At 44.6% G+C, this 15,673-nt stretch carries 17 protein-coding genes; 2 read left to right on the top strand and 15 right to left on the bottom strand.

Annotation, left to right across the window (positions count from 1 at the left end; translation table 11 throughout):
• Window positions 1–22: 22 nt before the first annotated feature.
• From EYS00_RS06985 to EYS00_RS07015, 7 genes are all read right to left on the bottom strand, one after another.
• Entirely contained in the window at window positions 23–1,003 is a 981-nt protein-coding gene (locus tag EYS00_RS06985) for an efflux RND transporter periplasmic adaptor subunit (RefSeq protein WP_242618677.1), read from the bottom strand.
• 20 nt (window positions 1,004–1,023) lie between these two features.
• Complete coding sequence (locus EYS00_RS06990; protein WP_130635843.1) at window positions 1,024–2,346, bottom strand: TolC family protein; 1,323 nt, start codon at window positions 2,344–2,346, stop codon at window positions 1,024–1,026.
• A 76-nt stretch (window positions 2,347–2,422) separates the two neighbouring features.
• Window positions 2,423–2,845, bottom strand: a complete 423-nt coding sequence (locus tag EYS00_RS06995) for a hypothetical protein (protein WP_130635844.1) — start codon at window positions 2,843–2,845, stop codon at window positions 2,423–2,425.
• A gap of 19 nt (window positions 2,846–2,864) precedes the next feature.
• Window positions 2,865–3,764: a cation diffusion facilitator family transporter gene (locus EYS00_RS07000; protein WP_130635845.1), complete on the bottom strand. Its 900-nt coding sequence runs from the start codon at window positions 3,762–3,764 to the stop codon at window positions 2,865–2,867.
• Window positions 3,757–4,128: a DUF3703 domain-containing protein gene (locus EYS00_RS07005; protein ID WP_242618678.1), complete on the bottom strand. Its 372-nt coding sequence runs from the start codon at window positions 4,126–4,128 to the stop codon at window positions 3,757–3,759. Before EYS00_RS07005 ends, EYS00_RS07000 begins: the two co-directional genes overlap by 8 nt.
• The gene (locus tag EYS00_RS07010; RefSeq protein WP_130635846.1) at window positions 4,125–4,736 is read right to left on the bottom strand and encodes a cation transporter; all 612 of its coding nucleotides are present in this window, start codon (window positions 4,734–4,736) and stop codon (window positions 4,125–4,127) included. The genes EYS00_RS07005 and EYS00_RS07010 overlap by 4 nt, the downstream gene beginning before the upstream one ends.
• Window positions 4,737–4,804: 68 nt before the next feature.
• The gene (locus EYS00_RS07015) at window positions 4,805–4,987 is read right to left on the bottom strand and encodes a hypothetical protein (RefSeq protein ID WP_130635847.1); all 183 of its coding nucleotides are present in this window, start codon (window positions 4,985–4,987) and stop codon (window positions 4,805–4,807) included.
• Window positions 4,988–5,075: 88 nt separating this feature from the next.
• Between EYS00_RS07015 and cadR the strand changes: the two genes are divergently transcribed.
• Window positions 5,076–5,465: a Cd(II)/Pb(II)-responsive transcriptional regulator gene (gene cadR / locus EYS00_RS07020; protein WP_130635848.1), complete on the top strand. Its 390-nt coding sequence runs from the start codon at window positions 5,076–5,078 to the stop codon at window positions 5,463–5,465.
• Between the two features lie 62 nt (window positions 5,466–5,527).
• On the opposite strand, the gene EYS00_RS07025 is transcribed toward cadR, so the two are convergent.
• The 8 genes from EYS00_RS07025 to EYS00_RS07060 all read right to left on the bottom strand — a co-directional run bounded on the left by EYS00_RS07025 (window position 5,528) and on the right by EYS00_RS07060 (window position 15,184).
• The gene (locus EYS00_RS07025) at window positions 5,528–5,992 is read right to left on the bottom strand and encodes a DUF4440 domain-containing protein (RefSeq protein ID WP_130635849.1); all 465 of its coding nucleotides are present in this window, start codon (window positions 5,990–5,992) and stop codon (window positions 5,528–5,530) included.
• Between the two features lie 19 nt (window positions 5,993–6,011).
• Window positions 6,012–6,881, bottom strand: a complete 870-nt coding sequence (locus tag EYS00_RS07030; RefSeq protein WP_130635850.1) for a copper resistance D family protein — start codon at window positions 6,879–6,881, stop codon at window positions 6,012–6,014.
• Between the two features lie 34 nt (window positions 6,882–6,915).
• On the bottom strand, window positions 6,916–7,287 hold the full coding sequence (locus EYS00_RS07035) for a copper resistance protein CopC (RefSeq protein WP_242618679.1): 372 nt from the start codon (window positions 7,285–7,287) through the stop codon (window positions 6,916–6,918).
• Window positions 7,288–7,308: 21 nt separating this feature from the next.
• The gene (locus tag EYS00_RS07040) at window positions 7,309–10,437 is read right to left on the bottom strand and encodes an efflux RND transporter permease subunit (protein WP_130635851.1); all 3,129 of its coding nucleotides are present in this window, start codon (window positions 10,435–10,437) and stop codon (window positions 7,309–7,311) included.
• Window positions 10,434–12,359 (bottom strand): efflux RND transporter periplasmic adaptor subunit, encoded by a 1,926-nt coding sequence (locus tag EYS00_RS07045; RefSeq protein WP_130635852.1) that lies wholly within the window; start codon window positions 12,357–12,359, stop codon window positions 10,434–10,436. The genes EYS00_RS07040 and EYS00_RS07045 overlap by 4 nt, the downstream gene beginning before the upstream one ends.
• Entirely contained in the window at window positions 12,349–13,833 is a 1,485-nt protein-coding gene (locus tag EYS00_RS07050; protein ID WP_130635853.1) for a TolC family protein, read from the bottom strand. Before EYS00_RS07050 ends, EYS00_RS07045 begins: the two co-directional genes overlap by 11 nt.
• Window positions 13,834–13,979: 146 nt before the next feature.
• Window positions 13,980–14,471, bottom strand: coding sequence for a hypothetical protein (locus EYS00_RS07055; protein ID WP_130635854.1), 492 nt, complete (start codon window positions 14,469–14,471; stop codon window positions 13,980–13,982).
• The gene (locus tag EYS00_RS07060; protein ID WP_130635855.1) at window positions 14,441–15,184 is read right to left on the bottom strand and encodes a glutaredoxin; all 744 of its coding nucleotides are present in this window, start codon (window positions 15,182–15,184) and stop codon (window positions 14,441–14,443) included. The genes EYS00_RS07055 and EYS00_RS07060 overlap by 31 nt, the downstream gene beginning before the upstream one ends.
• A gap of 100 nt (window positions 15,185–15,284) precedes the next feature.
• On the opposite strand from EYS00_RS07060, the gene EYS00_RS07065 reads away from it, so the two are divergent.
• On the top strand, window positions 15,285–15,671 hold the full coding sequence (locus EYS00_RS07065; protein ID WP_130635856.1) for a MerR family transcriptional regulator: 387 nt from the start codon (window positions 15,285–15,287) through the stop codon (window positions 15,669–15,671).
• Window positions 15,672–15,673: the final 2 nt, after the last annotated feature.

Consider the following 15,673-nt stretch of genomic DNA (forward strand, 5'->3'; position numbering starts at 1 on the left):
TAGCGGAATCAGATTTCCTTGTTTAATGATCATGGCCAGCCTCCGATTTTTGCAAATCGGCTTTCAAAAGAAAGCTATTTTCAACGACGATGATATCCCCAAGCGATATGCCGCTAAGGATTTCCACATTGACCTCATCCATACGCCCGACTTCGACAGGCTTTGCATGGAATTCACCTCCTTCCCTGACAAACACAACCGTTTCATTTTCGAAGCTTTGCAATGCTGAGCGAGGCACACGTAGGTCAACATTAAATTCGGACGTGGTAACAAGTCCTTCCACCAACGTGCCAACAGGCCACCGCTCAGTAGCGTTATCGATAGAAACAAACACCGCAGAATGCGCCATATCTTCGGCAATTGCCGTAATATGACTTATGGTAGATTGCTGTGTGGCGTCAGCATAAGAAAGCGTGACGTCTTGGCCTGTCCTTATCGTGTTAATTTGACTGGGGAAAAGCGCAAGCTCTGCCCAAACACGTTCGTAGTTAGCAATGGAAAAAAGCACTTGTCCATTAGAAAGCTCTCCCACATTTGCGTGTCTCGCAATCACTTCGCCATCAAAGGGTGCGGTGATGTTATAGCGCTTTAAGCTTTCATTTGATTCAATCGTCGCAAGCACGCTGCCTTTCTTAACACGCATACCGATATTGACATTGGCTTCTATGATCATGCCATCAAAGCGTGCTCGTACATGACTTAATGAAGCAGGGTCGGTAACAAGTCTGCCGTAAAGCTTGGTTGTTTGACGGAGTATTCCGCCCTCGGCTTGGCTTGTAATGATCCCATTCGCTTGCACCATCGCTTCAGACATTGCAATCACACTCTCCTCTTCAGTCTTGTGCTCATGTTGAGAGCTCTCCTTGTTTTCATGATCGTGATCGGACTCTTCGCTGTGACTGTGTTGCTGTGAAGCTAACGCGGGTTCTAAGGTGTCTATAGCTAGTAGTGCGAAGCATAAAAATAGAACCATTAAAAATTTCATTGATAATATTGATTTCATTGTCATGGCCTTTCTCATGCTTATTGGGAAAACGTGGATGACGAGAGACGCTGAACAGATTGTCCCGTCAGTGATTCAATGTCGGCATTTCTAAGATGTACGCGACTCGTCGCTTGAATTAAGGCATAACGTTTATTCAGCAATTCTTGTTGGATGGTCATCCATTCTAAATAGCTGAAACGCCCGTCTTCATAGGCTTGCTTCACTTGTTCTAAAGCCTTTTCAAGCGGCGGGATAATGCTTTGCTTAAGGGTTTGTGTTTCGAGAATGGCTTGGTCTCTTCCGTAGAAAAGCATGTTAATTTGACTGAACAGCGACTGCCGAGCTGCTAAACGCTGTTGTTCGATTTCGTCTAGCTGAGCTTTTTGAGTATCGTACTGACCTATATTCCTGCTCTTTTGAAATAAAGGCACGCTCACACCCGCAACCAAAGCAGTCTCGCCAATTCCTTGCATGCGACGAATCCCCGCGCTCCACGAGACATCAAATTGATTGTTGGTCTGAATCAAGCGTAAATTGGTTTCCGCTACACGGGATCGCTCGGCGTAGATATCTAAAAATGGACTCGATGCCACGACTCGTAGAAGGGGCTCTCGCGCTTGAGTGTCTGGTGTACTAAAAAAATCGCCCTGAATATTCAAAAACGACGGTGACGTATCTCCCCACATAATCGCTAGGTGAGTGTTTGCTTGTATTATCCGTTTTTCAACCAGTAACACATTCATGCGGGCTTGAGATAACGCAGCTTCTGCACGATGTTGTTCAAACTCAGCAGTTGCGCCTGCCTCAACTCGTTGTTTTACGGCTTGATACGCATATTGCGCCAATTCGAGGCCTTGTTGAGCCAGAGTAAGATTAGCCTGCTCGGTAAGGGCATTGATGTAGCGCCGATTGACCTCCCCTAAAATACCTAAGCTTACCGCTCGCTTCTCAGCTACCACTAAGCTTCGTTTCGCATCGACAGTAGCTAATCGCGCATTCACTTTATCGCCAAGCTCAATAACAGATGAAAGTGTTAGTGTTGCCTCCGCTTCCTTAATCCCAGAGACTTCACCCGTTCCTAAAACATCTTCCAACTCAAACTCCAATGTATATCCGGGATTGAGTGCAGCTGATTGTGCCTCACCGTCAAGCGCTAGTGTCTTAAAATCAAAAGATGTTATTTGCGGGCTATAGGCCAATGTGCGCTTGACGGCATCTTCTAAAGTAATACTGGTTATTTTGCTCTCTTCAGCCAAAACTGTTATCGAGTAGAGTAAGCCAATCGTCAGGGCGAAAAGCACACGCTTATTGTGCCCACACATTCGGGCTCGTTGGGCATATCCCAAGTTAAATAAATACATAAAAATCCTAACAAGATTAATTTCATTGAGTGACGTAACGGATGCGGTTTCGTCGGACTAAAATAAAAATGAAGGATTAAACTTTAGGTGGGCGTAGCAGTCTTTCTGGCAGCGCGTTGAGCACTTTGCTTAGATAATGAAAAGTGTGTAATTGGCTAAATTCGATAACATCGGAAGTCACGCTTTGACTCAGCCATTGCACATGAGAGCCGTGGCAGTGACCGCAATGATGACAATCGGCAGGATTATGTGTGTTATCCCCTTTATCACTGGCAACCGTTTCAGCCTGGTGTAAGTATGTGTGCTCAGTATGTGTATGTTCATGTTGGTGCTCAACGTTATGACTTAACGATGCGACATCGTGTGAATCAAGTGCTTTGCCCATTGATAAAAATGACTGACAAATCAACAATGCAACCAACGCATAGCCAAGGTGCGTGGTCCACTGTTTGATATGATGCTTAGTGCCGCAGTGCAGCTTCTGAGTCATAGTTTTCATAATTTTAATCATACATCGCTTATATCACTTCGTCACGGCATCTTTCATCCGCAAATTCAAACTCTATAGTGGTATGCGCAAAACCATAATTGCTCAACACGTTGGAAAAGTCGGTCTTAAGACTTTTGATATTTTTTAGCTCAATGCCTTCAACCAGCACGATATGAACAGTCAACACATGTTGTTCACCATCGAGGGACCAAACATGGAGGTGATGCACTTCACTAACCGAATCATGCCCTGTAAATCGTTGTCGTATCTCAACTAACTGCGCGTCATCGGGAGTGGCTTGTAAAAACAATAAAAGTGTCTCTTTCAAATTTCTAACTACATTAAACAGGATAAATATGGTGAAACCGATTGACAGCAGTGGATCAAGAATGGGCCAATTAACGAACAACAGCACAATGGAAACGATCAATACCGCGACCCAGCCCAGCACGTCTTCTAACAAGTGCCAGTTAAGTACACGCTCGTTGAGGCTCTTACCTTTACTAAGTTTAAAAGCAGCGAAACCGTTTACCAAAACACCAAAGATGGCTAACAATAACATCCCTTCTACTTGCGGCATTTCAGGCGCAGACAAACGAGGAATGGCTTCAAACAAAATCCATACAGATCCCACCGTCAGCACTAACCCATTGATAAGTGCCCCTAGCAAAGAAAAGCGTTTGTACCCATAGGAAAAGGTTTGATTAGCGTCTTTCCGGCTTAACTTGTTAAGCAGCCAAGCGGTGCCTATTGACAAGCTATCACCTAAATCATGGACGGCATCTGCCATAATCGCCGTGCTGTTAGTGAGCCAACCACCGATGAATTCGATGATGGTGAACATCACATTGAGAAAAAATGCCCAACCAATCCGTTTTGAGGCGGTCTCTTCATCACCGTCATGGTGATGGTGTGGATGATTATGCACGATTGACTATATCCAATATCGCTTGGTTCTCTTTTGATATCGACATGGGCTTAAATGCACTGACGTTACTGCCGCCGGTGTTACCAGTTGGCAAAAGACCCAAGAAAGTTTTAGTCAATGCCCCTACAAGGCGCAAAGTTTGACCTAACATTTCTTTAATTGAGCGCTGCCGCCACCCAAATACAAACATACGCCAATGCACCAAGGTATGAAAATACGTCGATTGTTGACCTAGCACATGCGCATCCTCCAGATATTTGAATTCTGTTTCTAAGTCGCCTTGCAAACGGGCACGCTCTGCTGATGCTAATTTTTCATATATGAAAGGGGTAATTTTTCTTTTGAACTGTGTATTCATTTTCATATTGCTTGTGCCTCACGAATTTCATTATTAGCGTCGGTTAAGATCAATCTTGCTCCTCGCAGCACCACGCAGGCGACAATTGAACCAACCGCAATATCCGGCCAACGGGTATCGGTTATCATAACAAGTATACCGGCGCAGATTACGCCTAAATTAGCGATGACGTCGTTGGCTGAAAATATCCAACTGGCTCGCATATGCACTTCATCACTTCTATGATTGCGAATGATTAAAAGGCATATCACATTGGCGATGAGTGCCAGACCGCCCATCATTATTATTAATACAGAGACGGGTTCACTGCCATAAATGCCGCGCCTGACAATATCGATGAGAATGAGCAATCCTAAAGCCAATTGAAAATAGCCACTTACTTTTGCTGCATTGGCCTTGTGAATGATGGACTTGCCTATTGCATAGAGTGCTATTCCATACACAATCGCATCGGCTAGCATATCCATTGAATCAGCAATAAGTGCCGTCGAATCAGCTATCAGTCCAACGCCTAACTCAATGACGAACATAAAGGCATTTATCCCTAAAAGCCAAAAGAGTACACGCTTCTGTGATTCATCATTAACAGTGACTTCACAACCACAACCACTCATATGCATCTCCAAAAAAACGTTCTGATGTTTCCATCTTAATGTCTATACCAGGTATAGGTTCAAGCGAATTACTCCTCAGACTTTCTTTCGACATTCAAACCACCTACACCAAAAGCGATGAGCACAAAGCTCAAAAGTATCACCAAGGGGTGAAGTAATAGGCTGTGCACGATACTTTGCCCTGTAATAAAGCCATGAGTCAGTGCAATAACCAACGTGATAAAACCAATCCACAGTAAAAATGATTTCATTTTTCGTCTCCTGATAGAGCGTGTTATCTAGACTGAGTAAAACTATAATGTCTATACTTAGTATAGGGTCAAGAGCAAGGGTGAAATTATGCAAATAGGTGAATTAGCAAAGCAAACTGGGTGTAGCATTCAAACGATCAGGTTTTATGAACGCAAAGGTTTGCTCGATAAACCGTCGCGCAGCGAAGGAAATTATAGGCTTTATGACAAAGCCGCCGCGGATAGACTTATCTTTATTAAACAGTGTCGCGCGCTGGATATATCAATGAAAGAAGTCGAACGCTTGTTGGAGCAAAAAAACTCACCCAATCAGAGTTGTGCAAACGTAAACCTGCTTATAGAAGAACATATTGCGCAAGTTGATGCCAAAATAGATGAGCTTCAACAGCTTAAAACCGTACTTGCAGACATGTCCCAAAAGTGTTCTAACGAAAATACAATCAAGACATGCGGCATTCTCAGTGAGCTTGAGAGATAACCTAAAAAATTAATCTTTAACTCAAGTATTTGAGCAATTGTAGTTTGATTGCATCTTTAGGCTTAATGAGACCAATGGATGTGCTTGATCTTCCACTGCCCGTCTTGCTTCACCAAAGCGATCGTTTCCATCCCCTCGTAATCACGATCTTTACCGTTATAATTGCCCACAGTATGAGTACGAGATATTGATATTGCTGTGTTCTCAAACATCGTGACTTGATGCTCAATCGATTTGGTTTCAACGGCAGCAAGATATTTCATATCAGACAGCATGTGATGTTGAGCATATTCATCAGCACTGCGTTCTACACCACCACCTTCAAATACAGTTAGTTTGTCGGCCAATAGCGCTCTGGCTTTCTCAACATCACCGGTTTCCAATGCAGTGTGAAACGCCAAAACTACTATGGCTGGCGGGGTATCAACTCCGATGAAAAGTCCTTGCTCAGACTCTTTGTTTTCGTGTGCAAATGCTGTGAGACTTAATGCTGTTAGCATTACAACAATGAGTTTATTATTAATCATTTTTTCTCTCTTTTAAGTGTCAGTACTCAGGTCCAACAATACTGGTAAGTCCTGCGGTAATGAACAGTATTAAAAACGCAATAAGCATTTCCATTGATATTGATTTGTTAAGCTTCGAGCTGTCTAACTCTCTTTTTAAATTCGGTACAAGCTTATATTTATGCCTCACTGCCAACATTGAAATGAAAGAAACCAGTATCAATTTCACAATGAGCATTTGCCCATAGCGCGAATTTACTAGATTCTCCAAACTACCTAATAATGAGTACGCCAATCCAAGCCCTGCAAGGAAAAGAGTGCCCACCATAAAACTTGCTTGTTGACCGAATTTCTCCATCACGGAATGAAGCTCACGGGCCTCCAAATGAGAGCATGCACGTTTTAAGGGGTAAAGTGCACCCATCCACCAAGCCATTATGAGCACATGGACACACAAGAGGGCCTTATCTACGAAACCCTGGCTGGAAATATGGCCGATTAATGTGAATGAAAAGGCGATTGTGGTAAGGCTCAAAAACAAGATGCAGCGTCGCAGAAAAAACCATTTGCTAGTTGTGTATGAAAAGCAAAACAACGCAACTAATGCCACTGCAAACCCTATAACCCGGAAGACAGTGACTTCACCTACAGAACTCGACCATATCATGCTGATCAGGTCCGCATCAAAGGCCCCCACAATACCCTCTTCCGCCAAAGCGCCAACCTGAGCGAAAAACCATAGTATGCTCGCCAGCAGAGCAAGACATAGCACTGTTTTCTCAATGCGTGCACTTGCAGTATATTTATTGTTGAAGTGAGAAAAGAATAGACACCCAGCTAAAACTGCAAAGCCTATATAAATTAGAGCTTTTGATAGAACTGTCACCGAATTCCAAAGTATTATCTCCATACCAGCTACCTTTAACCCTTCAATGCTTTAACCGCTAGTGCACCATAAAACTAAATGAGTGTTTCATTTTATGCCCGTCTTCTCCAAAGAAAGTCACATCCACTGTGTAGGTGTCTGGATTGAGTTTAGATATCGGTAAGGTGAAATTAACAACGGCTTCTTTCGTAGGCGAAAAATCAGTCTCAAGCTTTTCACCTTGACTGTTTTTCATTGTCAATTTCGCAACACGTGACGCTTTGCTGAACGTCAACGAAACGTTCTCTGGCGAAGCCATTAGCATAGCGTTGTCTTCAGGCGTAGTGTCAGTCACACTGACATGCGCCAATACTTGTTGGCTGAAACCAGCAACAATAGCCATTGATAAACCAATCGCTCTAAGCGTATTTGTAAAATTAAAACTTTTCATTTTTTCCTCTTTTTATCCTTTTTATTTGGGTGAGCGCCATAAAAAATACACGGCGGGCAACACAATAAGGGTTAATATAAGCGCGCTGACCATACCGCCAACCATTGGCGCGGCAATGCGACTCATTACTTCAGATCCGGTTCCTGTGCCATACATGACTGGCATCAAGCCGAAAATGATGGACGTTGATGTCATCATGACCGGGCGTATACGCATTTCGCAGCCCTGCATGACAGCCTGTTTAAGCGCGTCAATACTAAAATCATTGCCTAACTCTTTAAATCGGTTATCAAGATAGGCCAACATAATGACCCCTATTTCTACTGCCACACCCGCCAGGGCAATAAAGCCCACTCCAACAGCAACTGAAAAATTGAATTTTTCAAAATACATGAGCCATACGCCGCCAATGAGGGCGAAAGGCAAAGTGCCGATGATCATCGCAACCTGCGTAAAACTTCTAAAACTGGCGTACAGCAAAATTATGATGATGCCTAAGGTAAGCGGAATGACATAGGTCAGTTTTGCCTTAGCGCGCTCCATGTATTCAAACTGTCCACTCCAATTCAATGAATAGCCGGGCGGCAAGTCGACTTGTTCAGCCACTATTTGCCTCGCATTAGTGACATACTGTCCAACATCGATATTTTCAATATCAACGTAGACCCAACCATTGGGTCGCGCATTTTCACTCTTGATCCCCGGCGGACTGTCTTCAATGGTGATGGTAGTGATGTCCCCAAGCTGAATATGCGCGCCGTTTGGCGTCACAAAGGGCAGGCGCCGAAGTGCCTCAGGTGAATCGCGGTAGTCTTGTGGAAAACGCACTTGAACGGGATAACGCTCAAGTCCCTCAACGCTCGTCGTTAGGTTCATGCCACCTACACTACTGGCGATAAATGACTGCACATCGGCGATGTTTAAGCCGTAACGTGCAGCCCTTATACGGTCAATATCGATGGTGATATAACGACCGCCGGCTACCCTTTCTGCGTAAACAGAGGTCGTCCCTTCGACTTTACCGAGTACCTGTTCAAGCTGTTGGCCGATGGTTTGAATGACCGATAAATCAGGTCCGCCGATTTTAATGCCAACGGGCGTTTTTATACCTGTTGCCAGCATATCAATGCGGGTTTTAATCGGCATAACCCAAGCATTGGTTAGCCCCGGAAAATTAACCAAATTATCAAACTCATTGATTAAGTCTTGGGTTGTGACGCCAACTCGCCATTGGTCTTTTGGCTTTAACTGAATAAAGGTTTCAATCATGGTTAGCGGGGCAGGATCGGTCGCGGTGTCTGCACGTCCAACTTTGCCAAATACCGTTTCGACTTCAGGCACGGTTTTAATAAGTTTATTAGTTTGTTGCAAAATGTCTCGAGCTTCCCCAATAGACACCGCGGCATAGGTAGTCGGCATATACATCAAATCGCCTTCGTCTAGTGGCGGTATAAATTCACTACCAATTTTGTTCACTGGCCAAAACCCGATAATCAGCACTAAAACAGAGAGAAATATGGTAATTTTTGGGAAGCGCAACACCGCTTTTAATATGGGGCGATACACAGCGATAAGCGACCGGTTAATCGGGTTTTTGTGCTCAGGCACAATTTTCCCTCTGACAAAATAGCCCATCAGCACGGGCACTAAGGTAATGGCTAAAAACGCGGCGGCTGCCATGGCATAGGTTTTCGTATATGCCAAAGGACTGAACATGCGTCCCTCTTGCGCCTCAAGTGTGAATACAGGTAAAAAACTCACCGTAATGATAAGCAGGCTAAAAAAGAGCGCTGGCCCGACTTCTGTTGCTGATTTCGCAACTACTTCCCAACGGTTTTCCTTTGTGATTTCGGTCTTTTCCATATGCTTGTGCATGTTTTCAACCAGCACAATCGCACCATCAATCATTGCGCCGATGGCAATGGCAATACCGCCTAAGGACATGATATTGGCATTTATCCCTTGTAGGTGCATGACAATAAACGCACCTAAAATGCCGATGGGTAGACTGATGATAGCCACCAACGATGAACGCAAATGAAACAGAAACACTACGCAAATCAGTGCGACAACCGCAAACTCTACTACCAGTTTTTTAGTGAGGTTATCAACTGAGCGCTCGATTAAAGCCGAACGGTCGTACACCGGTATGATGTCCACGCCGTCTGGCAGACTACTTTTAAGCGAATCTAGTTTTGCTTTGACGCCATCAATCGTCGCTTGTGCATTCTCACCAAAGCGCATGACAACAATGCCGCCAACACTTTCGCCCTCGCCGTTCAGATCCGTGACGCCTCGGCGCATTTGAGGACCTATTTCAACTGTAGCGATGTCTTTGATGAGAATAGGCACACTGCTATTTTGTGGCGCTGAGCTTTGTGCCATATTGGCACTGGAACGCACGCCAACAGGAATATTTTCGATATCTTCCTTAGTCTCGATATTGCCTGTCGAACGGATCATGTATTCGGCTTCTGCCATATCAATAACAGACGCACCCGTCTCCTGATTACCGCGCTGCACAGCCATTTTCACGTGAGATAGCGGAATATTCAGTGCTTGAAGTTTGAGCGGATCTACCATGATTTGGTATTGCTTAACCATGCCCCCTACGGTTGCGACTTCTGATACACCGGGCACTGTTTGTAGTTCGTATTTTAAAAACCAGTCTTGCAGGCTTCTAAGTTCACTTAAGTCATGTTGGCCACTCGAATCGGTCAGCGCATACATATACACCCAACCCACCCCTGTAGCATCTGGACCAAGCTGGGGTTTTGCAGTCGCTGGCAGAGACGGCGCAACTTGCGACAGATATTCCAGCACGCGACTGCGCGCCCAGTAAAGGTCAGTATCGTCATCAAAAATAATATAAATGTACGAATCACCGAAAAACGAGAAGCCTCTTACCGTTTTAGCGTTGGGCACGGATAACAGCGCAGTTGTCAACGGATAAGTCACCTGATCCTCAACGACCTGTGGCGCCTGTCCTGGATACGAGGTTTTAACAATGACTTGCACATCGCTTAAGTCGGGTATGGCATCAACGGGGGTATTTTTCAATGAATACAGGCCGCCTCCAATCAGCATGAAGGTAGCCAATAAAACAAAGAATCGGTTGTGAATAGACCAATGAATGATTGAATTTATCATTCGTGACCCTCCTTACCTTCTGTTTTCGCTTCATGATGTTCCATACTAGATCCCATGATATGCAAGGTTTTGACTTGAAACATGCCATTGTCTTCGCGAATGATTTCAACATGCACTGTGTCGCCAACAACAAAATCATCAATATTGATATCACTGGCAACTGTAAAACCCATAGTCATACCCATCATGTCAAAGGCATCAAGATAACCATGTGTTAAGGTGACTCGACGTCTATCGAGCTCAACCTCCACAACAGTCGCTTCTGACCATGCACTTACCTCCTCCGATTGCATATCCTTTTGTTGCATTTCGAACTGCATATGTTCAGCGTGACCATCATGAGCAGCATGCGAGATTGACTCATCTGTCATATGCTGATGTATATTTTCTTTATTGGGTGATGAATCCTCGACAAAATGCACCGTCTTAATTTGGAACATGCCGGTAGGTTCACGAATGACTTCGATATGGATATCCATGCCGATTTCGAAATCGGATATCGCAATGTCATCAGCCAAGGTAAAATTCATGGTCATGCCCATCATGCCGAAGGTATCAAGGGGGCCATGGGTAATGTTGATCATGTTTCGGTCTGCTAACACTTCATTGACGGTCGCTTGAGTCCATGCACTGGCGTCAGCGTCTATCGTATTTTCAACCGGAGTCATGCGCATAAAGTCAGACGTAATACTGCTTTCAGAATCAATCAGAAACTGCGCTGAGGTCACAATGGCATCACCTTCTACAACGCCATCCAATATTTCAAACACATCACCAAAATCCTTACCCAACCGTACACTGACAGATTTGTATTTACCCTCTTCCATGGCCAGCACAACGCGATCGCTTTTGCCCGTTCGGATCACCGCTTGCTTAGGCACGATTAACACGCCGTCGTTTTCACTATTCCCATAAAAGAGTTCTACCCTAGTGTACATGTCCGGCTTGAGTGAATATGAGAGTCTCCCGCTCAGGTCTTTGGTTCGGTTGTCGACTACAAAACGTGCTTGCACCGTGCGCGTCGCGCTATTTAACATCGGATAGATGTAATCCAAAGTGGCCTCAAATACCTGGCCGGGCAAGTCGGTACTGCTGATACTTGCGCGTTGTCCAATGCTTAATAAGCTAGCGTCATTCGGAAATACATCTGCAATCACCCACACAGTATCCAAAGAGGCAATAGACAGCATCGTCATCCCTGGCTTGACATACATACCTTGCTGTACATTGAGCGCATCGATAAAACCCGTTGCAGGGGCTAGCACAGTAACGGTTTGAGAAATCTTGCGCGATTTTTCAATACTTTCAACGTGTGATTGAGGCACCGCTAAAGCGCGCAGCCTTGCCTTTGCAGCATTGATTAACGCAGCGTTTTGTTGATTCAGGGCAATAACAAACTCTTCCTGCGCGTTAACCAGTTCGGGGGAATAAATCGAATACAAGGCTTCACCTTTTTCAATGAAATCACCTTGCGTGCGTACATTTAGCGTCTCGACCCACCCTTCGATACGAGGATGCACATGCTCAATAGCATTTTGCGCATATTGCACCTGACCGACCGCTTGTATCGTGCCTTCAGGCTTTATACTTTTAACTCTGCTGGTTTTTACACCCAAGTTTTGAATTGTCACAGGATCAATAGATACCGTACCAGGCGAATCGTTGGCACTGCTTTCTTCGTAAACGGGTACCAAATCCATGCCCATCGGGGATTTACCGGGTTTGTCTCGCTTAAAATTTGGATCCATCGGAGCGACCCAATATAAAGGCTTATCATCGCCTTTGGTATCGTTTCCCGATGTCTCAGTCATGTCATGAGAGGGTGAAAAAACCAGGAAGGCAAGCACACTCATTACGATACCAAGCCCTAATCCAATACCAAGTGCTGCCTTGGTAGTGATGCTGTTTGTTTTACTTGTCATTGTTGTCTCTTCCACTTGCTTGGTTTACCTGCCTCTGTTGCTCAGCATCAAGGTGATATTCAGAAAAATAATAGTGAATCGAAGCCAGCGCTTTGCGTTTTGCTACCTTTATGCTAAGCGCAGTTATTTGCGCGTCCAGCTCGGCAATCTTGGCTCTTACCACTTCTGCGAAATCGCCCAAATCATTGGTGTAAGCATTCAAAGCAGCATCGGCTTGTTGTGCCATTTGCGGTAAAATTTGTGACTGATAAATAGCTAGGCGTTTGGACGCGCCTTGATACTGGTCGATGCTGCTTTTTAAGCCCGCCATTAGTTCTCTTAACACCAAACGTTTTTCAGTTTTCGTGGCTTCAACTAACTGAATACTGCTGCTGACTTGCGCATCTTGTCGAGCGGTAGAAAACAAGGGTAGCGATACGCTCATGCCCACAGAAAAAAAATCCGCACGGCTATTGCCAGCAGGCGTATCATCGCGAAGTGCATAACTGGCATTAACACCAAATTGCGGTTTAAAGTTTTGCTCAGCGATATCAATACCGATGCGCTCTGCTGAAATTTGCTGGTCAATGGCAACGACTAAGGGATGATTAGCCAAAGTGGAATATAAACGGTGCTCATTGCTGTTCTCTAGCGCAAGCAAAGCCCTCTTTTCTTGGGGAAACAGTTGCTGTTCGCTCGGTAATTCGCCGACTGCCTCAAAGTCAAAAGTTAAGCCTGAATAAGTGGCGCCTTGGTCTGGGCTACGTAAAAATTGCATCAGTTTTGAGAGCGCAGAGCGCTGCCGTGTTGATAGTGATATAAGGCGGTCTTGCAAGCGAACCAATTCTAATTCGGCTCTAATGATATCTTGTTGATTGGCCTTTCCAACGGATGACGCGTAACCTGCGCTGACAATATCGCCCAATTTGTCAAAGAGAGGCTCAGCGTCTTTTACCAAGGAGTAGCTTGCTTGATTTTGATAAGCATCTAGCCAAAGTAATGTTGTCTGTAAAGCGACTTTCTGCCGTCTGTCGACACGCTTGACGGGTTGAATGTTCGCCGCTTGTTGAAGTTGCGCTTCTTGCAATGTCAAGGTGTCGCCACGTGGAAACATTTGCGTGGCACCTACTTTCAACTGTGTCATCGGCTCTTGATCAAATGCAAACCCATCTGTTGGCAGATTGAGAATGCCGATGCTTAATGTAGGATCGGGCAAGGCACTTGCCCCTTCACTCAAGGCCATTAGGCGTTGCTGCTCAAATTGACTTTTTACTAACCAATCGTCTTGTGCCTGAGCAATATTAATGGCGGTGTCCAAACTCAAAACAGGTTTTTCGTTTGCATGGCTTAATGTGCTAGTGAAATTCAAGACAAGCGATGCCAGTGCAACCATTAGCGAATGAGTTGCAAACGCGCCACGACCGGCAGGTTTTGTCGAGGATCTGGATGTGTTAAATGAAGACACCCGTTTTCTAAAAATGTGTAATGGGCCCATGTCGGATCCTTAACTTAAAAAAGTTCGCAATCAGCGAATGTCATTTTTTGGACCTGTACATATCGCACGATGGGCATGCAAAGAGACAGAAAAACTGACTTGAACCGACCGTGAATGGTCAGCTATTCGCTACGTGAAAGAGTTGATTAAGCTAAAGATTGAATTGGGGGCCGCATTAAGAGTGCGGAAAAGGCCGAATGAGGCGGTGGTGAAGACTCGATAAACGTTTCATTTATATTGGGTAGATGGTCTTCAGATAGAGATCCAAAAATAAAGACAGCCGTTGCGGCAACGGCTACGCAAGCGCATTGCCCGTCGCAACAAGTATTTATATCAACACTATCACAACAATCCATTGTGGTTGTCTTGCCGTTATCTAACATCATGTGTACGGACATCGACGCTGTCTCTTTATTTGCATAAGCGTCAGCGTGCAAGGCATGATGGGAATCATTGCTCATGGAACAAGAATTATCAGACATCGATGAAAACACCATTGCAGACGCAAACGCGCCGCTTATCTGAGTGATAAGAAGCGCCAACATCATAATGATTGTCGTAAGCTGCTTTTGCATTTTCATGTGGCGAGTATAAATAATAAAAGCAACTAAATAAATAGTTGCGGAACCAACATCCATATGCCTGCACCAAACATGACTGCATTTTCAGAAAATGAGACAAAACCCAGTGGCACATTAGAGTCGCCACCCACACAAGCGCACTTGAGCTCGCGTTTATCGATGTAAACTGCTTTTGTGACCGATACACCGCCGATACCGCCAATGAACAACATGATTGGAACCGATATTACAGAAAGCGTTCCGCCCACCATTAATAAACCGCCCAGAATTTCTGCATAGGGATAAACAAAGGCATAAGGCACATAGCGACGAGCAAGTAAATCATAGCCCAAAAAGCCATTGACAAACCCTTCCAGATTTTGAAGTTTAAGTAGACCCAGTACAATCATGGAAAAACCAATGAAATGCATTATCAACGTTTGTATTTCCAATCCATTGCCAAATGGATAAGCAATGGCGACAGCTAATAATGCAGCAACGACAAAGACCGCTAAAACGGGAAAGTAGGTTGTGCTGGATTTATCTTTTGGCGCTTTCCCTAAGTGGCGTTGTAAGTCTTCAAAGCCGCCAACGCGCGCATTATCGATGATGATTTGAGGTGTAGTTTTAACATCCAGTTTAGATTTGACTTGTTCCACCTCATCACGTGACGTCAGTATTTTATCGTCGACCTGAAATCCCTTTCGGCGCAACAAATCTTTGGCTCGAAGTCCAAATGGACAAGTATGGTCGTCAGTTTCCATTCGATATAGCGTTGCTGATTTACTCATTGCCAGTCTCCTTATTTGTTGAAACACGATGAAATGATAAGCTGCGTACCTTAGTACGGTGTCAAGTAGACTTTGATTAAATTTGTCGAACGAGGTGATTATGAAAGTGGGAGAGTTTGCGAAACAAGCGGGCGTAAGTGTGGAAACCGTGCGATATTATCATCGCGAAGGCTTGTTAAGCGTACCTGAATCTCTAGGCGCTTATCGACATTACACATCAAAGCATGTCGACAAAATTAGGTTTGTTCAAAACGCTAAGTCAGCGGGATTCTCTTTAGCAGATATCAAACAACTAGACCAACTTGATGCGTTAAATGATAAAGCGACAATTAGGCAGATGTCAGAAGAAAAGATGCGATTACTCGAAGAAAAAATCCAAGAATTAGTCTTTGCTAAAACGTTTCTGACAGAGCTTGTAGACGCTTGCCGACAAAGTGATGAAGAACCTTGCCCCATACTGCAAACACTTAATGGTAAGCCAGCCTGAAA

This window comes from Alteromonas sp. KUL49, from assembly GCF_006538345.1.
In the GTDB taxonomy this organism is placed as follows: domain Bacteria; phylum Pseudomonadota; class Gammaproteobacteria; order Enterobacterales; family Alteromonadaceae; genus Alteromonas.